At 28.8% G+C, this 25,858-nt stretch carries 12 protein-coding genes; all 12 read right to left on the reverse strand.

What is annotated here, in order from left to right:
* Window positions 1–55: 55 nt before the first annotated feature.
* The 12 genes from BT107_RS15050 to BT107_RS15105 all read right to left on the reverse strand — a co-directional run bounded on the left by BT107_RS15050 (window position 56) and on the right by BT107_RS15105 (window position 25,768).
* Window positions 56–1,120 (reverse strand): ArsO family NAD(P)H-dependent flavin-containing monooxygenase, encoded by a 1,065-nt coding sequence (locus BT107_RS15050; RefSeq protein ID WP_072304659.1) that lies wholly within the window; start codon window positions 1,118–1,120, stop codon window positions 56–58.
* 209 nt (window positions 1,121–1,329) lie between these two features.
* The gene (locus BT107_RS15055) at window positions 1,330–2,166 is read right to left on the reverse strand and encodes a hypothetical protein (protein WP_072304660.1); all 837 of its coding nucleotides are present in this window, start codon (window positions 2,164–2,166) and stop codon (window positions 1,330–1,332) included.
* Window positions 2,167–2,342: 176 nt separating this feature from the next.
* Window positions 2,343–3,074, reverse strand: a complete 732-nt coding sequence (locus BT107_RS15060; RefSeq protein WP_072304661.1) for a phospholipase D family protein — start codon at window positions 3,072–3,074, stop codon at window positions 2,343–2,345.
* Between the two features lie 538 nt (window positions 3,075–3,612).
* Window positions 3,613–8,430: a RecQ family ATP-dependent DNA helicase gene (locus BT107_RS15065; RefSeq protein ID WP_072304662.1), complete on the reverse strand. Its 4,818-nt coding sequence runs from the start codon at window positions 8,428–8,430 to the stop codon at window positions 3,613–3,615.
* 159 nt (window positions 8,431–8,589) lie between these two features.
* Complete coding sequence (rnhA, locus tag BT107_RS15070) at window positions 8,590–9,333, reverse strand: ribonuclease HI (RefSeq protein ID WP_072304663.1); 744 nt, start codon at window positions 9,331–9,333, stop codon at window positions 8,590–8,592.
* A 140-nt stretch (window positions 9,334–9,473) separates the two neighbouring features.
* A complete protein-coding gene (locus BT107_RS15075) occupies window positions 9,474–11,975 on the reverse strand; it encodes a DUF4268 domain-containing protein (RefSeq protein ID WP_072304664.1) in 2,502 nt (833 codons plus the stop codon).
* Window positions 11,976–11,980: 5 nt separating this feature from the next.
* Complete coding sequence (locus BT107_RS15080; protein ID WP_072304665.1) at window positions 11,981–15,964, reverse strand: Eco57I restriction-modification methylase domain-containing protein; 3,984 nt, start codon at window positions 15,962–15,964, stop codon at window positions 11,981–11,983.
* 5 nt (window positions 15,965–15,969) lie between these two features.
* Window positions 15,970–16,977, reverse strand: a complete 1,008-nt coding sequence (locus BT107_RS15085; RefSeq protein WP_072304666.1) for a restriction endonuclease subunit M — start codon at window positions 16,975–16,977, stop codon at window positions 15,970–15,972.
* Window positions 16,978–17,659: 682 nt separating this feature from the next.
* Window positions 17,660–19,255, reverse strand: coding sequence for an AAA family ATPase (locus BT107_RS15090; protein ID WP_072304667.1), 1,596 nt, complete (start codon window positions 19,253–19,255; stop codon window positions 17,660–17,662).
* Window positions 19,256–19,259: 4 nt separating this feature from the next.
* The gene (locus BT107_RS15095) at window positions 19,260–19,898 is read right to left on the reverse strand and encodes a hypothetical protein (RefSeq protein WP_084639249.1); all 639 of its coding nucleotides are present in this window, start codon (window positions 19,896–19,898) and stop codon (window positions 19,260–19,262) included.
* A gap of 1 nt (window position 19,899) precedes the next feature.
* Window positions 19,900–22,128, reverse strand: coding sequence for a PIN domain-containing protein (locus tag BT107_RS15100; protein ID WP_072304668.1), 2,229 nt, complete (start codon window positions 22,126–22,128; stop codon window positions 19,900–19,902).
* On the reverse strand, window positions 22,118–25,768 hold the full coding sequence (locus BT107_RS15105; protein ID WP_072304669.1) for an AAA domain-containing protein: 3,651 nt from the start codon (window positions 25,766–25,768) through the stop codon (window positions 22,118–22,120). Before BT107_RS15105 ends, BT107_RS15100 begins: the two co-directional genes overlap by 11 nt.
* Between the last annotated feature and the right edge of the window lie 90 nt (window positions 25,769–25,858).

Raw genomic sequence — 25,858 nt, forward strand, 5'->3', positions numbered from 1 at the left:
TACAAATTAAAAAATAAAAACCTACAAATTAATAATTTCTTATTCTTTTGAAGGATTATACGTTAGCTATGTGTGATACAATCTCCTTTACAGTTTGTTTGGCAGTTTTTCCAACACCATAAATAGTGGCAGATGCAAAGCCTGTCCAGTTGCCATAGCCAACCAACCACAAGCCATTTATATCTGTAGCTTTTGTACCTGTAGTATTTATTTTACTGTTTTGGGTAATTTGCAATGTAGACAAGTGTTTTAAATTAGCTCTAAAGCCAGTACACCAAATAATTACATCTACAGGTTCTTTAGTGTTGTCTTCCCAAATAACACCATCTTCATAAAAGGATGTAAAAGGTCTGTAATCTTTAAAAACACCTCTTTTTAAGGCTTCTTGTACGCTTTTAATTTGTACAATATCGCTTAATGACACTTTCTCTGTATAGCTTTTTGTATCGTTATTAACATAGCTTTCTGTAGCTTGTTTAAACAAATAACGACCATCTATCTCCTTAGGTAAAAATTTAGGTTTTTTTAAGGTGACCCATTTTGTTTTAGCAACTTTAGATACTTCCGCTAAAATTTGAGCACCAGAGTTACCTCCACCAACAACAATAACATTTTTGTCTTTTAAATTACTAGCGTTTTTATAATCTACAGAGTGTATTTGTTCTCCCTTAAAAATGTCAGCTTTTAGATATGTTGGAATAAAAGGATTTTTAGCAGTACCTGTAGCACTTACTAGTGTTTTGCTATAAAAATCACCCTTGTTTGTAGTTACTTTATAAAAATTATTTTCTTTAACTACCTGTTGCACAGTTGTACTATAGTTTACAGGAAAATTGTATCTTTTTTTATAAGCAGTAATATACTTAATAAACTCGTTTTTAGTTGGGTATTCTTCATCTGTATTAGGCATTTGCCAACCAGATAAAGAACTGTATGTTGCTGGCGAAAATAGTTTTAAGCTATCCCAGGTTTTTAGCCAGGCACCACCAGTGGTATCTTGTTCATCTAAAATAAGATGGGTTAATTTAGTTCTTCTAAAAAAATAACCAACAGACATACCAGCTTGTCCGCCACCAATAATAATACAGTCGTATATTTTATGTTCAGAGTTACTTTTCATTGCTACTAAATTTAGTAATTATAGACTAAAGTTACTCTTATTTTTTAAGCGGAAAAAGAACATAAATCATATTTAAAAACAGCTGTGTAATTAAAAAAATAGAGTAGAAGCACCAACTTAAATTTAGCGTATAAAAAAAGCTCATAGAACCTGTTTAAGAGCTTATGAGCTTACTATAATAAAGCCTTAAAATAACTAAGAATTTGTTTTTAGTTTAGTTTTTTGTTAGGCAACGTAATTTTTAATTCGGTTATTTCTCTATGAGAAAAGTCATAAATAAATATCTTATCAAAATTTGATTCAAAAGGTTTTTCGGTGATGCCAGAATCGAAAAATGAATAATCAGATGATTTTTCAACTCCAGCAATGACTAATAACAGCCATATTTCATCAAGATTTTCATTTGTATAACTTTTCAGTTTATTCTCTTTTGATTTTATTTTTTCTTCAACAACTGTTCGTTCTAAATTCCCTAAAATTGTAGTTTCTCCTTTGTAAATGCTAATTTCAGACATTGGTCTTTTCTTTATAGCTTTTACATATTCTTGTTCTATTTCCTGACCTTTAATCAGAGCAATTATTTCTTTTTTGAGAGCTTCTCTATTCTTCTTTTTTAAAGATAAATTTTCATCAACTAATTCTACACGATAGAATCCACAAAGAGATTTTTCTTCACTTTTTAATTCGGATTTAATTTGCTCAAAAAGTGATTTTAAAATTCCTTCTTTTTCTTTTTCATTCTGTCGAATTACTAGATCCTTTAATTCAACACCAATATTTAACTCATTTTGTTTTATAATAAAGTCAGGACTTTCGCTTAAAGCGTCTTCGATTACTAAACTCGAATCAAAATAATGTATAAAGTTCCCAATGTCAATAATTTCTTTATGTTTCTGTTTTTTTTCAATTTTTGATTGTGAACTCTTTTCTAAAATATCTAACCAAGGATTTATTTTTGAAAGCACAACCTTTCTATCTTTTTCAAGTTTTTTACTTTGTTCACGAAGTAATTCAATTAGATTTGGATTATCTGCTTGTATTCCCATTCAGTTTGGTTATGTTATACAACGTTTGTGTATGTGGCTCGTAGATTGAAAATTAAATAATTATTATAGGATTTAGTACGAGCCAAATTTTAAATTTAGGCAACTTTGTAAATAAACACGGAACTTTCGGTTTAGCACAAACGCTCTATGGTTTTATACTATGTAGTAAACAGTTTTTATTCTATTATGTGTTCAGAAATGTCTTCAGGCCAAACAACAAATTTTCCATATTGGCCACTTTTTTCGATTCCTCCAATTTCTTTTCCTTGTTTTGTCGTGATCCAATCATCATCTTTTTTGTACATCAATTTTTTATCGGAAAACCATTTATTAACTTTTCGACTACTTAAACCTGTTAACTGAGATAATTCTTTTGTAGTTAAGAGTTTGGAATTTGAGGTGTTTTTGGATAGAGCAATTTTTGAAATTGTTTTTTCAGATTGTCTTTCAATATTTTTGTCAACTTTTTTAACAGAAACTCGAATTTCTTCACTTATAGTTAGTAGTCTTTCAGCTTCCTTTCTAATATCATTATACAATTCTTCGTCAGCTTCTTTGGTCACGTAAATTCCCATTTCATCATTATTCTGTTGTGAAAAAGAATATAAATTCATAGAAGTTACAATAGCTTCTTTTTTGTTTAAATAGCATTTGGCGTGTAGTGAATTGCAGAGACTTGTCCTAATGCCAATTTGACTTTCAAGCCAATTACTTTCTTCAACTTGTAATTTATTCTCTCGGTAGATGATTCGTATATCTTTTTTTCGAATATGTAAATGCTCTAAATTATCTTTTACTCTTTTGTGAAATTGAAGATATGGACTTATTAGAATTAATTGGTCTTCTGTATTTTTTATTAATTGTTCTAAATGATAAGAAACACCTGTGGTGTCTAAAAATTTTGCCATTTCTTTTTCAGTTTTTTTTAATAGTTATACAACTATAAATAACCGCAATTACTAAAGTTTATTGCACAAAATGGTTAAATAAAAACACATTTAGCTTGCTAGTCCATTTTTGGTTGCTAATTTTCAACACAATGTAAAACTATTTTTTTGTGTTCAATTACGGATATGTGTAATTGGATAAGATTTACTTATAAATGGTATACAATTAGTTATGAGTAAACTTTTCTTATGCTATTTAAAGTAGAAAGAGTATGTAAAACAGAAGTGTAGAAATATAAAATAGAGTAGCGGCACTTGTTTAAATTTAGCGCATAAAAAAAGCCTCACATTTCTGTGAAGCTTTTAAACTTTGTAGCGGGAACTGGACTCGAACCAGTGACCTTCGGGTTATGAGTTTTAAAAACACCCCAAATTTTACACTAAAAATGCCTTATATATAATAAACCGTGTACGGTATTGTGTACTCTGATTAGTTAATAATTTTAAGCAAATATATAATAAAAATTGTTTCATCTAAATGAATTACAAAAAGTATAATTTAATTTTTCTTTTTCTCAAACTTCAATTTAGGTAGTACAACTTTATATTCTTTTTGATCTTTGCTATCAAACCAATATACTAAATACTCAACACTTCCATTAACAATTTGATAACCCTGTTTTAAAAATGAACTATGCTTTTTATTTAAAAATTCCCTAGAATATAAAAGCACATTACCACCATCTAGCTTTCCAAGTCCCAAAGCTGTATTTTCTTTGAAATTTACTTTATTGTTTTTTAGTAAATCCCCAGATTTAAGAGTTTTTATAGTATTGGCTGTTTCAGAATATTTTTGAGACCCCAAGTAAATGTCTTTGTGACCAAGTATTATTTCAAAATGTTCAGGTTGTGCTGTAACTCCTAAAAATTGATCTATAAATAAATTATTTGTTTGAAATTCATCAAAAAAGCTAGTATTACAATGAATTTGAAGGTTTAGTTTAGCTCTTGAACATCCTACATATAATAATCTTTTTGCTTCGTTATCATTAAAATTATAGTCTTCTAATAACAGATAAACATTATCAAATTCTTTTCCTTTAGATTTATGCATTGTAGCAATTACTATTGCCGTAGAATCTGCATCAATAGCATCTTCTATTTTTATCTCTCTTGTATATTCATACCAGTCTACTAATTGTTTATGCTTATCAAAATTAGACTCAAACTTTAAAATAATTTTACAACAGATATCAAAATGTATGCTAGAATTATGCTTTAATTTAAAATCATCCTTAGCTTCTCTCCATACATTGTTAAAAATAATGCCTGCATCATTTTGTTTAAGTTTTAAATAGTCAGTAAATGTTCTCAGCTCAAATAAGTGATCTAAACTAAAACCTTCTAGGCCTGTTATGAGTCTAGTTTTTTGCCCATATTCACTTAAAAATGTTCTTAGCATTAGAGCTTGTTTATTAGTCCTAACTAATATTGCTGTAGTACCTTGGTAGTCATCTTTAATTACCCTTTCAGCTAATGATTTTTCTAGATATTTAGATTTGTATTTAATAACCTTAATACTAATCCCTGTGATTCTTGTTATTGATTCTAATTTTTGTGTTTTTAATCTATTTGATATTTTATTAAGTAATTCATTATTAAATTCAACTATGCTAGAGCTACTTCTATAGTTTTTAATTAAAGAATAGCTTGTAGCATTATATTTTGTTTTGAACTCTAACATATACTTGTTTGACGAGCCTCTAAATCCATAAATATTTTGATCATCGTCTCCAACGGCAATAACTCTTATGTTCTTCGATTTTTTTATTATGGTTTGTATAAGTTTCCATTCAATTTCATTTACATCTTGAAATTCATCTAGTAACAAAACACTTTTATTGATAATTGAAGATATATCAATTTCTTTATTATTAATTGCTGTAATACAGTCGTGAATTACATTCTCAGATTTTTCTAAATCTCCCAGTTGCCCCATTAGTTGAAAACAAAAACCGTGGAAAGTTGTTATTTTTATTAACCCAGAGTATTCTGGAACTAGCTTTCTGGCTCTTGCCCTAAATTCTAATGATGCTGCTTTTGAAAAAGTAAGCATTAAAAATTGTTCTGGTTTTATATCTTCAAGAAGTAGTAAACTAGCAATTTTATGTACAAGGACCTTGGTTTTTCCGCTACCCGGACCGGCTAATACCAAAATATTATCGGACTTATTATCATCTACAATTTTTCTTTGATCAACATCTAATTCCCCAGCAATTTCTTTAAATCGTTCAGGTGTAAGTGGTCTACTTATTTCTAGTTTACGTCTAGGGAAATACTTAGACAAAAATTCTTCATATGGTTGACTAAAGTAGTCATTGACATATGATAAGGCAGCTTCATAGTTCTGAAGCCTTCTTTTTGCATATTCGCCAACTATATGTATTTGCTCGGTTTTATGTAAATAATGTTGTTCCATTTTTAAAAAGTTCTCTCTTGTAAACCTTGGAATGGAATTATCAATATCTTCAATGTTTAATTTATTATAAGAAACCATAAAACCACCCTCTAGTTTTATTGATTTTATTTGATTTAAGAATAATAATGTTTTCTCATATCGTTTAACATCCTCTTCTTTAATTTTTCCAAAAAGATGATTAGAATTTTTTAATTCTAACATAGAAAAATTTACAGGTAAATCTTTCTTTTCCTTAAGCTTATCCTTTTTTTTCTGTTCAATGTAAAATTTTTCAAGGATTTCATAGACATCTAATGTTAGTTCGTGTCTCCATTCTATATCTTCCTTTAAAGAGTTATGTTTTTTTATAATTATTTGATATAAATCATTCTCACGATCAACACGTTTTTTTTGAATAAAGTTTCTTATTTCCCAGTAATTAAGAATGTTTTTTATAGCCTCAATAGATGTTTCTTTTTCCCCTAAATCAATGATACTTTGGTTTAGCGACCTCATTGAAATTTTAATATTATTAGATATAAAATTGTGAAGTGCAATTTCAACTTTTCTATATCTTTCAAGAATTTTTTTTGAGCTATTAGTAGATTTAGAAAGATTTATAAAAGCTGTTAAATCCTTAGCATCACCTAGTATCTGTAATTTTCTAAGAATATTAATTACATCTCTTATTTCTCTTAATTTTAATCCTGTTCTATCTGCTAAATAATCTATTCTACATTCATCATCCTTAACAATGCGTTGCAGTACCCTAGAGCAATGATCAATTTGTATTTCCGATATATCTTTACTTTTATGAATTAAAGTTAGAGCTTTAGAAATATTTGGAACCATAAGACTATTAGCAAAAACTCTAGGAGAATTTTGTTTTCTTTTAAGGAATCCTTGATCTTCTAAAGCAGAAATAGATGTTTTTACTTTTGTTTCTAGTTCCTGAATTTCAGTGTCCCATCCTGCTTTTTGTGCTATTTCTAAAGCAGAGTTACTAATACTTTTTGTTTTTCTATATTTAGATAAAAATTTAAGTGCTTGCCAGATTTGCTGTATTTCTTTCTGGTTTACTTTGGTCTGTTGTAGTAGGCTAAAATGCTTGTTTAAATCGTTTTCATTAAATAAAATATAACATTTAGCTTTTATTTTTTCATCTCTCCCTGCTCTCCCTGCTTCTTGTACATAGTTTTCTAAAGAATTAGATATGTTATAATGAATTACAGATTTTACATCATCTTTGTCTACTCCCATACCAAAAGCAGAAGTTGCTACAATAATGTCTTTTTCATTGCCCATAAAGGCATCCATATGCTCTTTCTTAACATCTTTGTCTAGCTTTCCATGGAAATATGTAGCATTGTAACCTGCCTTTTCTATTAGACCGTGTATCTCTTGAACTCTTTTAGTTCTTGAAGCATAAATTATTATTGGTTTTTCACAACGTTCTAATAGTGGCAATAAAGTATTCATCTTACGAGTAGGGTCTTTAATACCTATTACTTCGTATTTTAAATTAGTTCTATTAGCTCTTGTAACATATTCATCTAATTCAATATTAAGTTTGGTCTTAAAGTAATTTTTGATATCAGTAATTACCTGTGGTTTAGCCGTGGCAGTAAAACAAGAAACAGGTATGCTACCATACATTTTTTCTTTCTCAAGACTTTTAATAAAATCAACGATATACATGTAGTCAATTCTAAAATCTTGGCCCCAAGAAGAAAAACAATGTGCTTCGTCTATTACAAATCTAGCTATAGATCTTTGTCTTAATATTCTTAAAATGGTTGGAGATCGTAAAGATTCTGGTGAAAGGTATAATAAATTTACACCTCCTTTTTCTACCCTATCAATAGCATCCTGTCTTTCTAAGGGGGATAACAATCCATTAATGGCTATAGCTGATGTTATATCAAAACGTTTTTCAAGATTTTCGACCTGATCTTTCATTAAAGACACTAATGGAGATATAACAACTGTTAGCTGTCTTGATAAAGAACCTTTCATTAATGCAGGTAGTTGAAATGTAAGTGACTTGCCTCCACCTGTAGGGAAAACTGCTAAGAAAGAACTATTTGTTAATCCTGCTCTAACCGTTTTTTCTTGAATACTTACACCTTCATTTTCATCAAAACTTCTAAAGTCTTCATATCCATAATAAGCTTCTAAAGCCTTTTTAGGGTTTAAGTTGGTATTACAATAAGAGCAAGAAGGTTTACCACAAAAACTAAACCTTAGAGCATCTAATACTTGTTGTGTCTTTGGGTGTGTTTTACTTACCCAATATGCTAAAATAGATTTATCCTCTTTGGTATTTATCAAAGAAAAAGCATATGCCAGTTCTACTGGGTAATGCTTTTCTATTTTAATAATGTTAGAGCTATCGCATATTTTATTTTTTAATAGAATGTTAATATCAATTAAGGAATAATCTGCTTGAAAATTAATTAGTTCTAAAAAGCCCGAGTATGCATTATTATTAGCTAACAATTTACCATATACCTGCTTTATATTTGATTCTATTTCATCAAACCTGTTGAGCTCATCTATTAATAGTTGTTTGGTTAACTTACAATCTGATAGTGGGTTGTTGTACTCACTGTCATTAACTATTTTGTAACCTTTTACAAGTTTATGGTATGGGTTATCACTAAATAATAAAGGAGACCAAAGTAGTGTGTCAACTATTTTTTTATTTGCGAAAACATTTCTGCCCAATACTTTTTCTATTAAAGGAATATCATGTGCAACTATGTTATGACCACAAATATATTTAGCTTGATTAATCCAAACTTCTAATTTTTCTAATTTATTTTCATGCAATTCTTGCCCGTTAAAAAGAGCACCAACATCTTTAATTTTTCCTTGTTGGTTTGTTTCTATATCTAGATAAAGAATTTCATTTATCATAATTATTGGTAATGTAATAAATAACTCTTTTTATGTAACGACTTAAGATTTTGTTTGTTGTTAAAATGTAGCTTGGTTTTCTATATAAGAATAAAAGACAGATACTTCTGCTGTTGATTTGTTTTCTAAATGAAAAAGATCTTTTGGATATGAGTACTGTTATTCATTAAACAAATTATTATTTTGGTTTATATGTCTTTTAGCTTCTTCTAGCATATAAATTGTTTTACAGCTATTACAAAATAAAGTATACTCAAAATAGTAAGTTTGACTGGGTTTAATCTTCGTTTTTTTATTTCTCATTTTTTTAACTACAGGTTCATTACATTTTCTGCAAGGGTCTCCTTCTTTATTAACTTTTATTTTATTTAAAGAATTAGAATTAATTTGGTTAACACTTGCTTCTTTTACGCTAGTATCTTTTAGTTCATAGCCAGTATCATCAATTTTATCATTAGAATTTATACCATAACCTGCAAGGGTATCACATCTCTCATTTTCTATGTGTCCTGAATGTCCTTTAACCCAATTAAATTCTACTGAGTGCTTTTCAATAACAGTTAGTAATTTATCCCATAAATCACTATTTACAGCTTTTGTATTCTTTGTTCTTTTCCAACCGTTTTTTTTCCATTTTTGAGCCCACCCCTTTGTTATGCCGTCTATTACATATTTAGAATCTGTATAGACTTGAACATTGGATTTCACAGTTAATTTTTCAAGACCAAAAATTACACCCATTAGCTCCATTCTGTTATTCGTGGTTAGTTTATAACCTTTAAAGAACTCTTTTTTTTTGTCATTATATGTCAATATAACTCCAAAGCCACCCTTACCAGGATTAGGTTCTGCACCTCCATCAGAATATAATTCTACATTTGGTTTTACTTCCCACTCTTTCATAATGTAATTTATTGTTAACTATACTAACTAAATGGTTTAATAATTATTTTAAATTAGTTGTTCTCCTTTTACATTTTTAGCCCAATCCTTATTGGCTTCTACATCATATTTTTTTTCTTCTAAAGGCATTGACAATCTTACTATTTCAATTTCTTAATTGCAGGTTGTAATGCAGATTCGAACTTTGGTAAGTATTCAATTAAGAATTGACTCATCTTATCCCATTCAGCCCTATCAAATAAATTAACACCGGTTAGCTCATACTTAATACGGCTCATTTTATGTTCAGGTAATTCTTCCCATTCAAGAGGTCTACCAAAATCATTTTCAATACTGTCTTTTTGACTTAGAAGGTTTTTAAAGTACTTTTTGTTTTTTTCTTTACTCGAAGAAGTAATACCTAATTCAATTCTAGCATAACTACTAGTAATCCCAAAAGTATAACTTACACCGCTTATACCTGCTCCAGAACTTAACCAATGGTCTTTTGTAGGGCTTACATTAGCAAATAATTTGGTATTTACTATTTGAGGTAATAATTGTTTCCAAAACTCTCTGCGTATTGAAAATCTATTTTGTGAATCGTTACTTACATTATCTTCATATTTTATAACTAATTCATCTTCAAGTTCAAATAGATTAAGTAACCTTTTAAGGCTACTAAATTTTGAGTTGCTATCTAAATTAGATTCTATAAAATAGCCGTTATCTAATTGTTGTGGTGTTCTAAAATCTTCAGCATTTCTTGTGATTTTAAAAATGTCTTTTGCTTCTAATAATAGTTGTGGATTCTTTTCATAAAGTCTATTAATTACATAAATATACATTTGGGATATTACCTCTTCATCTACTTTAGTATTTTCAAAAATGAAATACTCTAACTTTTTATGGGTTGGTGATTCTGCAATAAATATGTTTTGTGCCTCGCTATTATCTGAAGTAGGAATAGTTACATTAGGGTATTCCCAAATCTTAAGAAACCTATTGTAAATTAAATCAAATCGCTCATTATAGTTTCTAATATCCCAGTTGTCAATTGTTTTAAGATAGTCATTCAGCCAAAGGCGACTAAAATTATAACCTTGTTCAGCACCTTGTCTATTCATTGATTTTTTCTCTCGAAAGGACTTATTACTCAAAGCACCATTATTACCTGACAAAGTTAAATTTGCTATTGTATTAACGTACTTTTCTTTTAATTGAAAATAATCATCGGGTGTAATGTCTTTATTCCAATCATCATTAGGGTTTTGAGGAAAGATGTGCTCAATAGTTATATTTTCATTTGAGGTATCTACATATTCACGGTTATTAAAATTCTCTAATAACTCAAACATATAGTTTCTATTCTTAGATTTAATATTGTATAAATCTTTATCTCTTAAAGCTGTTTTTAAATCCTCATCTGTTGGAAATTTTGAACTACCTCTTTTCTTTATTAAGGCCAATGCAATGGAATCATAATATTCTTCAGTATCAACTTCAGAATACAAAGTCATAAATATTTTATTTAAAGCGTTGGTAGGTAAGCCTACAACAAATCTACGCCACGTATAGGTCTGTATTAATTTTAATACTTTTAGTAATTCATCATTTGTTATCAATCCATTCTCGGTATCCTCAAATACTTGTAATAGAAATGGAAACGCTACATTAATTTCTAGACGAGAAATATATTCCAATTCTCTTCTTATGTTAGGTTCTTTGACTGAAGATGGGTTAATAAACTTTTTATAGTGTGAAGAAAGAGATTTAATATTTTCTAATTCCTGATGATACGCCTCGTCTTTTACTGCATACAATTTTTTAAATTCTACATATACCTTACCTCTGTTAGGAATCTTTTTGTTGCGAAGTGTTAAGTAGTCTCTTATGTAAGATGATACTAACGATTTCTGTTTAGTTAAATCTATTGCATTTTCTTCAATAGGATTCCAAATTTGCTCAAATACTTTATGCTGATTTTTTGGATCTAAATCCATTAGAATATAATTCCTAATTAAATCAGATTGAGATAAATCTAAACCTGTAGAGTTTAAGCTTTCAAAAATACGCTGTGGATCGTCTTTACCACGTTCTAAAGATATTTCTACAAAAATGAGTCGCTTTAACCCATTTAGTATGTTATTAAAACTATCTTTTGTAATTGCTAATTTGAAAAAATTAAAGTTCTCAATTACATTAGAATAATGACCAAATTCATTTTCTGTACTATTCATTATCGCTTTAAAAGCCAAAGAATTGGTGTCAGTCTGTTTTAACTTTAGTTTGCTTGCTTCTTGCTGAACGTATTGATTTACTAAAAACATATTATGCAACATATCTGCTTCTTGTTGCATATCATTATCTTTTGCAAAACGATATAGTGCTACATATAAAATATTGATGGTAGTTAATCTTTGTTGACCGTCAATTATTACTAACTCTTTAACTTCACTCGTGCTATATGCACCCTCGTGAATAAAAACGATGCTACCAATAAAATGTGTGCCTCTATCAGCTGTTTCTACAGCTATAATATCGTTTAATAATTCTTTACATTCATTATTTGTCCAGTCATAATTACGTTGATATACAGGTATTACAAATTGAACATTAGGCGCTTGTAAGAAATTTATAATTGGTAGTTCGTTTGCTTTCATACAATTTACATTGGTTTTATCATACTTTCAATAAATTCAATTTCTTCACTTGTTAAGTTGTATTTTTCATACAACTGGTTGTCTATGTTTACAATAGATTGATTCCAATCTATATCTGATTTTTTTGTAAAATCTTGTAATGGAACGAACCTGTATGTCTTTGCGGTAGCGTGTTGACTTGCTTTGAGAAGGCTATGCATAAATCTCAAAAAGCGAGTCGATAAATATTTGCTTACATATGTTGCGGTATTTTTATCTAATTCTAATTCAGCACCAATCACAATATAAGATTCAGTACAAATTGTCCCTGGTGTTCCTATAAATGAATTTAGGTTATCATCATTAAGTTCTGTTCCAATGTTATTAGCATAAGGCGCAAAAATTTTGAACCTATTAATTAAGTTCATATTATTTTTAATTAAATCAGACTCAACATATCCAGTTTTTTTACCTCTACCATAGCACAATAATGGTTTTTTTAAACCGTCCTTTGATAAATTAAATTTTGAGTTTTTTATGAATGCACTATCAAGACCAAAAGGCTTTCTTGATGAAATGTAAGTATCAAAAGGCTTAAACTTAGTGCTACCTAAGACTTTATCTAAAATTTCAACAGAAGTAAAATGTCTTACAAAAATATCTGTTTTGTTGGTCTTTAAATTACGCAATACGGAAATTGAATCTTTATTACGTTCGTGAGTTACAACTTTAGTTAAACTCTCCTGATTATTATGACTTTCATCCCATAAAAAATAACAAACACCTCCACGAATATTGGTTTTGGGAAATACTTGTTCTGGGTTTAAGAAGTCGTGTAAAACAGCAATATTTTTATCATTTAGCATATTATCTCTAAACTCATCCAAACCTTTACCACCAGAATACCATCGAGAAGGCATAATCATAGAGATATAATTTGGTTGAATTTTTTTAGCGATTTCAACAAACTGATTGTAAATTGGTTTTGCACTTGCCTGTGCACCACCATCCATTTCCATATAAGGTGGATTTCCTACTATAGCATTAAACTTCATATCGTTATTGTTATTAGCCTTCCAATAGGATTGCCCTTTTTTAATTTTTACTATAAACTTGTTTGGTCTATTAGTTATCTGATGCACTAAATCTTCAAAATAATGCGTATTTATACTTGCCTCTCTAAAACCTAATAGCGTACGTTTAGTAATACTTTTTGCCATTGGTGTTTTACATAACACAAAAATATTTTTATCAATTACTTTATCCCAACACGTTTGTTGTTCTTTAACTGTTAGCTGGTTAAACTCTATATTGGGATACTCATTGGCAATTACATTTCTATATATACTGTATGCAACAAAAAGAGGATACAAACCTGATTTAGAATTAATTTCAAGAATGTTAGTATTTACATCAAAAGCATCTTTTGTTACTTTACCTTGAGTTACAAAGCGAGGTTGTGAAATATTATTTTCAAATTTATCATCGTAAAAAACAAAGCCACCTAAGCAGTCTCCCATATGCATATTAACAACACGCCAAGGTGTTAATACCGTTTCTTTATCAGGGTTTTTAAATTTGCTGAAAATAGCCGTAATACGTTCAATTCGTTCCTCTATAGTTAAATTGTCGGTTGCTCTTGCTAATGCTCTAATACGTTTACCAGCTGCTCTAAATACATCTGGCTCATAGTATTTCTTAAACTTTTTAAAGGTAGCTTTGGTTACACCTTTTGGCATAAACTCTTTCCAAGATTGGTTATCAACTAAGTCCGCAAAATTGTCGATGGTTAATTCTTTTTCTTCATTCTTAATATCTGCACCATAAATTAATAATGGCATACGTATAGAAATACCTCTAAGAATAGAAACCGCTGTGTCTCTATTTTTCTTTTTTTCTTTACGTGCGTCTAAAAGTTTTTTATCATCTTCTGTTAGTTCAGTTTTTTTCTTCTTTTTAGCAGCTTCTAATTTTTCGTATTCCTCATCAGTAAAACCTTGTTTGTTAACATCTATTTCATTTGTCTTAGGCATTGCCTTAGTGCTACCGATTATTTTTTTTAAACCATTAAATTCTTCTAAGTCTAATTCCTCCAACTGCATTAGCTGGTCATTATTGTATAAATTTGAATCTTCAAAACCGTTATTTACGACACGCTCTATATACACTTTTTTGAGTTGTGCCAACATTGAGTTGACGTTGTACTCTATCATTTGAGTGCCTTCAGCAGAAATAATAGGACAAAAGTTGAGGAACTCACCCATTATTTTACGGTCTTTGTCTGTTGTTTTACCTGCCTTGGCAGACATTTTAGCGGCCTCAGCAATAACTTTAAGTGTTCTATCTGGTGCAAAGTCGAATACAAAACATTCTTCCTTAACCTTACCATTTATGGTTGCAGGTGTTTGTACTCTAAAAATAGTTTGCATATAACTTGAAGCAGACGTATTGTGAGAACCTGATAACATAAATACAGCTGTCCACGCTTTTACAGAAACACCGGTTGTAAGACGACCACAGGATAATGTTATTGTATACGTTTCTTGTGGTTTATCGGTTATAGCATTTTCTACTTTTTTAAGTGCCTCCTCGTTAGCTTCTTCCTCATCTCCATCTCCTGCAACATTGACAATATTAAAGTGACTAAAAACTGGGTGCGATTTTAATAAGGCGCTTAATGCACGAGCTTCTTTAACACCAGGAACCATCCATAAAGAATGTCTAAAATTATCTCTATATTCCTCTTTAGCGAATGGATAGTTACTTTCAGAATCACCTTTACAAATAAGATTTAGAAATTTCTCTACATCCTTTTTATGTATAAAGTTGTAAGTTTCATCAACTCTAAAAAACTCTTTAAAATTAAAAGCAACATCTTCATCAACAAAATCATTAATAAGTTTCCCTAAATCATAAGTAAAAATATTCATCTTAGGTAAAGATGCATAAGGGTTAGGGTCACCAAAATGTATTTCGTCCCATTCGGCTTTTGCCTTTTGCTCCATTACATAATCCCAAGTGTAGATTTCTTCTTCCTTATAATCATCAATTAAATTAAATGGTGTCCCTGATAAGTGAAGAATTTTAGGATTATTGTTTCTAAGCCCATTTAAAACATTTCTACCAAGGTCTGTTTGTGTTCCCTCGTGTGCTTCATCTACGATAATAAAATCCCAAGCTGCATTAAAAATCTCATCATTCTTATCAAAATTACCACCTACTAATTCAGAGCCTCTTAAATCTTGTATAGAAGCAAAATAGATATAATGAATATCTTCTTTATTACTTCGGTTTTCTAATACAAGAAATTCACCCCCTTTATTTTTAGAGCCGTAATGATAATACTCTTTATCATAAAATATTTTACTAAAATCCTCAAACCACCCAGAATCAACTACAGGTCTGTGCGTTAGTATTAAAGTTCTTTTAAAATCGTGTTCTCTAATTACTTGAAGAGCAGAAAGTGTTTTCCCAAAACGCATTTTAGCAAACCATAGCATTTCATTACTCTTTTTGAATTGCCTTTTAGTTTTTGCAATAGCATCTTGCTGTTCAGGTCTAAAAATTATTGGACTTTTATTAGTAGATATTTCACTCGGATTTAAAGAAGATTTACCTTCCTTAACTGCTTTTATTGCTGTTTTTACTGTTTCTAAATCGGTAATTACCCATTCATTAGCTTTATTCTCAATATCAAATACTTTCTTTTTTATGCCTGAACGAAAAAGTACATTTCTAACTTCATAGTCGTTAAATGATTTAATAGTACCCTTATCGTTATATACTGCTAATTCTGTATGAAGCAAATCATAGGCAATACCAGCAGTTTGAGTGTAACTATTTATTCTATTTTTCGCAGCTTTATTTAAAGCTTTACTGTTAGGTGCAAGTCCCCAAATATCAAAATCATCTGAGGTTGCTTCACCAACTTTTAGACAATCTAAATGTGTAATATCATTAATGCGAAACACATAGATTAATTTGAGTTTTAATGCTGAAGTAAATTTCATTAATCTTAATTATTTAATAGGTCTATAAATCTAATCTTCTTGCCTTTTCGTCCTGTTGCTTTATCTTTTTTTGACCAGTCTTTTACTAAACAATATATTCCATTGTGCTTTCTGATATTATCCTTTTCGCAACCAGAGCAAGGAAAACTTTTAACTTCTTCAATATCAAAAAACAATTCATTTGATGTATGAATAGTTTTGCAAGAATCAGGAATAACTCCTTTTATACCATCCATTTGCCAAACATTCCAAGATATTATATATGCTATATATTTTATTGACTTCAACAATGGCTCTTTACCAAATTTCAGAGTGTAGTTTTCAATAAACGTAAATAACATTGCTTCTCTTGCTAACAACAAACTATCTCCTTGCCATTCATAAGCATAAGTTGACATAAATGCTGTTTGTGCCGCCTTTAACCATTCACCAGATGTATTTACATTCTCATTAATTACTCTAAGTTTGCGGTCTAATATTCCTATTCTTTCATTTACAGGGATAAAGGCTCCTGTAGTTGTATCATAGCGACTTGTTATATAAGGTGCTTCACCACAAGCCATTTCAAGACGTTTATTTCGTACATAATCTTTCCACGTTTTATTTTTCGGAAATGTTACTTTTCGTGGATTCACATCCCAAACCCAACTACCATCATCAAGCTCTATTTCTTTATTAAAAACGTTTTGTTTCTCGAACCAAGAATTATCAATAAGATTATTTTGCGCATTACAAATCCAAGATGGTGTAAATACTTCTGCCATATTTCTTGCTCTTGATTGTTGCAAGATTTTATCCTTTTGTACCCTTGGCATAATTACATTTCCATTATGACCTGTAATAGATGCAGGACTAATTTCAGATTTGTAATTATACGATTGACCTAAATCGTTGTAGTTATTAGTAGCCCATAAAATATTGCGCTGAGTTGTTTGGTCTCGTAAAAGAACATCCAAAACATCAGGATATTTTTCAATGATTTCGTTTTCTAATATATCTACTTGAATATGCACTTATATTTTTTTATGAAACTAACAATTTTAAAAACTCTATAGTAATTATTTGGCATTTAAAATTATCAGAGTTAAGACTATTTTGGTTAATTACTTATAATATTAATTATATTTTTAAATATAGTTTTTACTTTGGATTAATACTTAGTATTTGACTATAATTTTCTTACACCTATGTTAATCTTATAACATACAAATTAATTATGAATAGGTATTAGATCTTTTTTTTATAAATATTTAGTACCACTAGAAATTCTCATTCTTACAATGTAAAGCTATTTTTTTATGTTCAATTACGGATATGTGTAATTGGGTGTCAATTATTTATAAATGGCATAAAATTGGTTATAAGTAAACTTTATTTTTACTATTTAAAGTAGAAAAGAGGTAGCCAGTTAAACTTAACGCACATAACAATAAAAAAATATAATAAAAAAGCTCAAAGAATCTGTTTTAAAATCTATGAGCTTATTCTTATAATATCTCAAATTAACAAAGAAATTGATTTTTAATTTTCACGTTTCTTTATAGGGTTGAAAAAGGCTTACTCTTTTGCAATTTTAGTGAAGCTTGGATGATGCGACTGTAAATGTGTATGGCTTTTAGCGCGGGCTTTTCATTCAATTCATACTTTTTTTAGCGATTCTGTTTTCAGTCTGTATATTTTGATAAGGTTCGTATTCTAAAATATATCTTCTTCCTTTTCTCTTTTTGTCAATGTTTTAGTTTCATCTTTCTTTAAATCTTCTTTATCTATATCAGAACTTGCTGGTCTAGCTCTTGTTGATGCCCAATCTCTTAATCCGTCAATTTTATTTTTCATTGTGATTGCTAGAGGAACAATTGCTTTGGCTGATTCAATTAGATGTGATAATTTAATTGCTGGTTCTTCATTATTTTCAATATACGCCTTAAACATTGCTTCTTTTACAGTTTCTTCAATTTCAGCTCCATTGAAATATTTAGACTCATTAATTATTGGATTGAAGTCAGTTATATTTAATTGATTGTTTTTCTTAAGATGAATTTCAAATATATTTTTCCTTTCTTTTTTTGTTGGTAAGTCTATAAAAAAGATTTCATCAAAACGACCTTTCCTTAAAAGTTCAGGTGGAAGATTGCTAATATTGTTGGCAGTTGCAACAACAAAAACTGGCTTCGTTTTTTCTTGCATCCAAGTTAAAATGGTTGAAAATACTCTTGAATTTGTTCCTCCATCTTTTTCGCCACCTCCAGTACTTAATCCTTTTTCGATTTCATCTATCCACAAAACACAAGGTGCGATTGCTTCTGCTGTCATTATTGCATTTCTTATGTTGTTTTCACTACTGCCAACTTCTGATTGAAATACTTTACCTATGTCTAATTTTAATAATGGTTGATTCCATTCTGTTGCAATTGCCTTTGCTGTTAAACTTTTACCAGTTCCAGGAACACCTAAAAGCAACATTCCTTTTGGTTCTTTTAAACCGAATACTTTTGCCTTTCTTTCAAATGCTTTACTTCTTTGTTTCAGCCATATTTTTAAACTATCTAAACCACCAACGCTTGAATCTAAATTTTCTGTTGTATGATAATAATCTAGGATACCGCTTTTCTTGATTATCTGTTCTTTTTCACTTGCTATAATTCTAATTGCATCTTTACTATTTAAACCAACTTTTTCTTTTGCTAAGCGAAAAGCCAAATCAGCTTCAACATCTGTTAATCCTGCACCTGCATCAAGAATTAGGTTTTTTAAATCCTCGTTTATAGTTTCTTCTCTAATTATTACATTAAGCCGTTTTTCTAAATCATTTTTATCAGGTAAAGGCATATTTAGAACTGTCACATATTTTTCTAATTCAATAGGTAGTTTGAAAAATGGGGATAGCAACAATAAGTGTTTGTTTAGTGCTTTAAAATATTGTGTTAGTTTTCTTAATTGAACCACAAATTTTTCATCTCGAAACTGTTTATGTGCATCTTCAATAATAAAAATCTCTTTTGATTCTCGGTTTTCATTATTACCTTTTAATAAAAATTCAAGAAAAGAATCAGGATTTTTAGTTTCGCCATTATTAGGATGTTTCTCGACTTTATCTAATCTATTAGAATTTTCATCTTTATTGTGGATTTGTAAACCATCAACAATATCCCAAGTGCTAAATGTATATCCTTTTCTAAAAGCTGTGCTTCTAACTTTTTGAATTATGCGTCCATATTCAGGTGACGCTAAATAAATTAGTGGATAATTAGCGTCGAGCATATATTTTAAATCCTCAAATGATTTTTCCATTGGTTTAATTTTTTGCTATGATTTTATTTGAAGCACTACAGTAAGACTTGTTTTTATATTTTACTGGTATTTCTTTTCTTTTTATTTCTATTCCTTCTCTTCTAGTATTTCCGAATGACTTTTCTATTCCTTCCATTGCTTTATCCGCTAACTCGTGAACATCATATGGAATATAGTTTGAATCTGAAATTATAGTACCATCTTTTAGAATTGAAAATTCTATTTCAGTACGTTTTTCATCTTCATTTTCTAGCTTAGAATAACCAACCATAAAAAACTTCTCTTTCACTTCTTCATTTGGTTTAAAGTCGTAGTCTTTTTTTAAAGAAAACCCAACACTTTCAAATTCAGTAAGAATAGTTTTTTTGGCATATTCGACATTTAAAACAAAAAAATCACTCTGCAATTTTTTAATTAATTCTTTGCCATTTTTTAAGTAATAACTGTTATAAGTTACTGTTCCATTTTTAATTTGTATTGCATATTCTCCGTGAAGATTTGTATTTGGAATTTTAGTAACAACAACTTCATTATTACTTTTAATTTCATAATCCCAATTAAATTTTTTAACTGCTTCGATAAAAACCTCTGTTTTGAAAACTTGAGGGTTTTTTAGGAAAGTAGATGTTTCAAAACAAGACATATTATCGTTTTTTTCTATTGTTTAACTTTCTTTTTGAGAAACTTTTTATACTCAAGGACAATAACCTCGACAATTCGTCAATGTTTTTTGCTGGTATTCCTTCAATTTCTGCCTTTAGCATTAATCCTTTATCCTTTGTTAAAATTATCGGATTTTTTCTCTTGTACTTAAGCGAAACAGACAAAATTTTATTGTCTGGTGAATTTTCGTCATAATCATTAGATAGGTTTGAGATATTACTCTCTTCGAAATATATATTTTTATCCTTTTGATGTTTAAGTATTTCCTTAATTGCTTGTTGAGCTTTATCTTTAATTTTATAATCTCTCTTTTTATTATCAAGTTCGTCAATAACTTTTTTAGAAAAGACAATATTTTGAAGTGGACCTATTACATCTATAATTTTAGGTTCTTCAATTAGAATATTTGTGTCAATAATTATTGATTTTCTCTTTTTTATCAGTTCAAACTCTTTCTCTTTAAGTAAAAACTTCTTTTCCAATTCTAAGAATAAACTAGATTCTTGCTCTTCAAATTTTTCTTTTTCTTTATTTATTTTTGATTTTAAAGTTTTAAATTTTCTTTCATCAGACAACTCTAAGATTTTAAGTTCTGCTAACATTGAATTTATAAAAGATTTTATTTTCTCATTTTTTGCATTTTTTACAGCCTTTAGCAATGCTATCTTATTTTCTCTAATTTCACTTAAAATTAAATCGTGTTCAGTTGAATTATAAAAAGGTCTTATTTTAAAATCAATATCCTCAATTTCCTTTATGCTATAATTAGATAAATCGTCATTATTAATTTTTTCAGCAATTAGAGAATCGATTTTATTATTAATATTTTTCACATATTCATCAGCAAAATCTCGCCTAAAAGAATCAATGTGCTCTTTGATTTCTACATTGGTATGTTTTTTAACGAATTGATATTTTATTGATTTACTACTTATTTCTAAAGGAAAAATTTCTTTTTTATATATAAATGTTTTGTTTGAGTTTTCAGTTATTACATTAAATTCATCTATGTTGCCAATTATTAAATATGAATTTAAAGTTTCTGAAACTTTACTTTTAAACTCTTCTAATTCAGTTTCTAAATCAACACTAACAGGAAGATAAATGAAAAGATATTTATCTTTTATGTCGATAATAATTTTAGATAATGTTTCAATTAGTAAACCTGACACCTTATTAAACATTAGCCAAACTTCATTTTCTGAATTTTTGATAATTGTATCTAATTTATCAATAAACATAAATGGTTCAATAAATTCTAGTTGATTGACGTTTTTTGCGATTTTTTCAGAAATATTTTTATCCTCTGTTATTAACCTTTCAATTTCTTTTTGAGATTTAAGTAGCTCTTTTCGATATGAAAAATCACTAGAAGTTGGATTTTGATAAATACCATACTTGCGTAAAATTTGAAAAAACAAATTGTCTGCGTTTACTTTGTTTTCATTTAAATATGAAGAAAAGTAATCATTAGTTGTTTTTGAATATTCTTCATAAACAAGAGTTCTATATTTTCCAGAAATTACATCAACTAAAAAGACTGCATATAAAGTAGCAGATTTATGTTCTTTTTCGATTAGAACAGAATCCTTAAAAGAATTCATTTTTGCAACATTATAAATTTCAGGGATTTGATTTTCTGAAAAAGATTTTAATAGTTGTTCATCTTCATAATTAATCCTAGAATTAATTGAATTTTCTTCAGTATTAACACTGTTCAAAAACTCAAAATTATCTTTTGCTATTGAATGGTGATTATTTGTGTTGTCAAAATATAACTCAAACCGCTTATTTGTATGGACTTTAAATTTTTTTCCTTTTTGAAAGTATTCTTTACCAATATCAGTCAATTGGCAATAAGAATAAGAACTATCTCCAGTCGTTATCATCTCAAATTCTTCTAAACTTTGTAAAGCATCTTTCAAGATTTCATATTCGGCAAAGTCTTTATATTTTCTTTGAGAGGGATTGTCAGTTACATTAAATCCTAAAATTTCGCCTATTTCTTCAAAACTTAACGAGCTTTCAATATTTAGTAAACCACAAATAGTCTTGTCGAATAATGTAAATTCAACTGCTTCTGTACAAGTTGCAGAATACTTTGCTTTTGTAAAAAACCAGTCAAAAGGTTTATAGCCAAGATATATTTCTGTTAGTTTTTTATCTTGTTCTATTGCTTTAAATATGTTGTAGTCTATATTAGTCATCATTACCAAATTCTTTTTTTAAGTTTTTGAAATCAACAACAATCCCTTCATCGTTTATAGTGTCAATTACATTTTTATAAATTTGGTTTCCATTTTTATCTTTAAATCTGTAAAACATGTTTTTATTACCAACGACTATTAATAATCGTTTGGCTCTTGACAGTGCTACATTTAATCGCTTTGGTGATTTAGCAAAACCAATATCTTTGTTTGTTAATGTTACTCCGTTTTCAATTTTTTTATCACTTCTTACTGTTGAAACAATAATGATATTTCTTTCCATTCCTTGAAATTTATCGACAGTATTTAATCGAACTGGTATATCATATTTGTTTCTTGCTTTTAAGGCAACTTCCTTTAGTTTAGATACTTGATGTCCGTAAAAACTAATTAAACCAATTTCTTTTTCTTCTTGAATTTTATTTTGGTCATTACTGTTTTCCCAATATTTCATATACTCTTCAAATCCATTTGATTTTTTCAGAAGTTTTATGACTAGCTCAACAGCTTCAATTTCATAATTATTTATTCTTGATGTTCCACTTAATTCTTCTGGCTCATCCACATTAACCCAAATAGTATGAATATCTGGATTTATAAATTTATTAAGTAAAAATCCGTGATGTCTAGAAAATGGATTATTTAGATTTGGGTCATTTGCGTTTTCCTTTATCGGTTTTCCTGGTTCTAAACCACCTTCATCCAAGTAAAATTGTTTAATTACATTGTTAATTTTTGGATGCATTCTATATTGTTCATTAAATGTAGATTTAATGGTTGTTGAAACTTTAGGGTGCATTATTAATCTTTCAAACTGAGAGGTTTCAACAAAGTCCTTGTTAATTTCAGATGCCAATTCTTTTGCTTCTGTTGTTTCAAGTGATTCTAATGTTTCTTTAAAGGTTTTATCGTGAAGCATTGGTGGTAATTGTCTATGGTCGCCAATTATAATGTTTTTGCGTCCAAAACACATTGGCAATAATAATTCAGGTGGTGTCGCTTTACTTGCCTCATCAGTTATTACTGTATCAAATTCAATAGGTTTAATTACCTCTAATAAATTTGTTCCTTTATACCAACCGTTAAAACCTATATGTTTTTTAATTAGATTTTTAGCTCGTTTATATAATTGACCAATTTCTAATTCGCCTTCATAATCGTTGAAAATTCGTTGATAATCAGCACCGAAATTTGGACTTCCTGCTGAACTACTTGTGCTACCAACAACATTTGCATATTTAAAGTATTTATCTTTAAATAAGGTTTTCATTTCTTTATCAGGTTGAGCCATTTCAAAAGCCCAATCTTTCATAATGTCACTATATTTTGGATTAGATTGTTGAGAATTGTTCGCAATTCTTCGCATCCATAATTGTACAGAATTATTGTAAAAATCTTCTTCAACTATTTCAACATCATCTTCCTCTAAAACTTCATTTTCATAATTATCATCAGTTTCAAATTTTTCGTCAACCCATTTCATTATGCGTTCAAACGCATACTTTTTTCCTTCTTCCTCAAACTTACTAGCTCTTCCAAAACGTATTGGTTTTACTAGTGTATGATTTTTATTTAGTAATTTTTCTAATGCGTTATCTACAGCAAGATTTGTTTCAGAAGTTAAAAGAATTTTTTGTTCTTGGTTAACTCTTACCATTTGCCAAATCATTTCTGCGATAACAGTTGTTTTACCAGTTCCTGGTGGACCTTGAAGTAATGCTAAATCTGTACAATTTAAAGCAGATAGAACAGCTTTTCTTTGAGAATCGTTTAAGATTAGTAATTCGTGTCTTTTTAATTCATTCCATTCTTCCTCATCTTTTGAGAGGTTTTTATATATTTCCTCTGCTTTTGAACTATCAAAAATGAAATCTTTGATTTTTTCGTTTACAGGTTTTAGGTCTAATCCTTCTTTTGGATTAGTAATTTTATTCATTGCTTCATTTAGCCAAGATATTTTTGCTTGGTCTCCTCTTAAATTTGGTGTTACAAATTTAATTTTAGGTTCTTCTTCAATGAACTTGAAAAATTTATCTGTTTGACGTTTATCACCTGACCATTTATAAGGTAAGTTGAAAACATAATAATTATAGTCGGAATTTCTACCATTTAAATTTCCAATTACAACCTGTCTTTTTTTGTATTCAAATTTATCACCTCTATCAATGTAGAATTCTGAACGAGCTATCTGTCTTGTTTTATCCAAAAACTCTTCTTTTTTAGATTTTTTAGCTATGATGTCAATTTTTACTTTGAATTTAAAATCGTCATTTAATGGCGAGAGCATAATATTAAATCTATTTAAAGATTTTATTTTCTCGTATTTTGATTTTAAATCTGAATAATCGACAAATTCAAAAGCAAGAGTTTGTTGTGATTCACTAACATTTGTGTCAAAATCGAATGAATAAAATTCTCGTTTTATTTCAGTCCAAAAAGTGTTTTTAAATGATGAGTTTTCAAACTTTATTGGTTCGTTAACTCTAGATTGGTCGAATTGTAAATACACTTTTGACTTAACTTTATCTTTTCCAAAAATGGTGATTAATTCTTGGTACATTTTTTTTAGACTATCAAATTCATTATGTTTTCTTGAGAAAACATTGTGCCTTAATCGTCTCAATAAATGGTCGCTAATATTTAAGTTCTTATCTAATTTTATATTGCAATGCCAATCAATTTCGAATTCTGCTCCGTAACTCTTGAAGTAAAATTGCTCTAAAAACATTTTATCTACAACCTCTTGCTTTTGAGATAAATTATTTATGTAAACATTAATTGTATCGCTATTATTTGAAACTATAAAACGATTGTTAAATGTTTTACTAATTTTATTTGATATAGAAAAAGGTGTGATTTTAAGAACACAAGCAATTTGTTTATTCCTTTCGAGTATGGTTGTAAAATCTTTTTGTATAACTCTATCTAATACATCGTTAATATCTTTAAACCTCAAAAACAGACTTCCATCAGGATTTATTCGTTCCTTTAAATTGAAAGGTTCTTCTGAAATAATCTTTTCAATATTCTTAAATTCTGGATTTTCTTCTTGCTTTAACTTAACTCGAAATTGATAGAGTGATTCGTGAATATTTATCGGTTGGTCGTATTTGACTATTTCTAATGGTTGAGAATTTTTATTAAGAATGAGTTTTTGTGCTTCAATCCATTTATCCCAAATTTCTTGCTGATTTTCAATTTCTGATTTTGGCGAAATTTCAAGTTTGCATATTTTGTTATATAAATCTTCTAATTCTCTTTGAGAGCGATAAGGCTTTTTGAAGTCAATAAGTTTTACTATACAATTTTCAGTAATAGTATATTCATCTGAATTGAGTTGTTGAATTTCAGATATTACATTTTTCGATTTTTGATTTATTAATGTTTTGTAGTCGAAAGTTTGTTCTTGCCATTTTAATATAAACTCTATTTGCTTATTTTCAACTTGAAAAACTACTTTATGCTCGTCCTCATTTTTCTTTTGAAAGAAGCATTTTATTGATTTGTTTTCAATCCACCTTTTTAATTCTTCAAAACTTCCTTTATTTTGTTTGTCAAGAGTAGTTATTGCTTTATTCTCGAATCGTATTATTAGTTCTATAGGTTCGTCATCGAAAATATCTTCATTATTATGGTATGCCATTCATTCTCTTTTTATCAGTTCGGTTGTGCGTTGGCTTTTTTAGTTTAAATGTTCAATTTTAGCACGATTTTCGCATTACTTACAACCATA

The organism is Cellulophaga fucicola (genome assembly GCF_900119145.1).
GTDB lineage: Bacteria > Bacteroidota > Bacteroidia > Flavobacteriales > Flavobacteriaceae > Cellulophaga > Cellulophaga fucicola.

Bases quoted from the DNA above. Each gene is read 5' to 3' on its own strand.
- BT107_RS15065 (WP_072304662.1), bottom strand. From the start codon at position 8,430: ATGATAAATGAAATTCTTTATCTAGATATAGAAACAAACCAACAAGGA.
- BT107_RS15055 (WP_072304660.1), bottom strand. From the start codon at position 2,166: ATGGGAATACAAGCAGATAATCCAAATCTAATTGAATTACTTCGTGAA.
- rnhA (WP_072304663.1), bottom strand. From the start codon at position 9,333: ATGAAAGAGTGGGAAGTAAAACCAAATGTAGAATTATATTCTGATGGA.
- BT107_RS15060 (WP_072304661.1), bottom strand. From the start codon at position 3,074: ATGGCAAAATTTTTAGACACCACAGGTGTTTCTTATCATTTAGAACAA.
- BT107_RS15075 (WP_072304664.1), bottom strand. From the start codon at position 11,975: ATGAAAGCAAACGAACTACCAATTATAAATTTCTTACAAGCGCCTAAT.
- BT107_RS15080 (WP_072304665.1), bottom strand. From the start codon at position 15,964: ATGAAATTTACTTCAGCATTAAAACTCAAATTAATCTATGTGTTTCGC.
- BT107_RS15105 (WP_072304669.1), bottom strand. From the start codon at position 25,768: ATGGCATACCATAATAATGAAGATATTTTCGATGACGAACCTATAGAA.
- BT107_RS15050 (WP_072304659.1), bottom strand. From the start codon at position 1,120: ATGAAAAGTAACTCTGAACATAAAATATACGACTGTATTATTATTGGT.
- BT107_RS15100 (WP_072304668.1), bottom strand. From the start codon at position 22,128: ATGATGACTAATATAGACTACAACATATTTAAAGCAATAGAACAAGAT.
- BT107_RS15090 (WP_072304667.1), bottom strand. From the start codon at position 19,255: ATGGAAAAATCATTTGAGGATTTAAAATATATGCTCGACGCTAATTAT.
- BT107_RS15095 (WP_084639249.1), bottom strand. From the start codon at position 19,898: ATGTCTTGTTTTGAAACATCTACTTTCCTAAAAAACCCTCAAGTTTTC.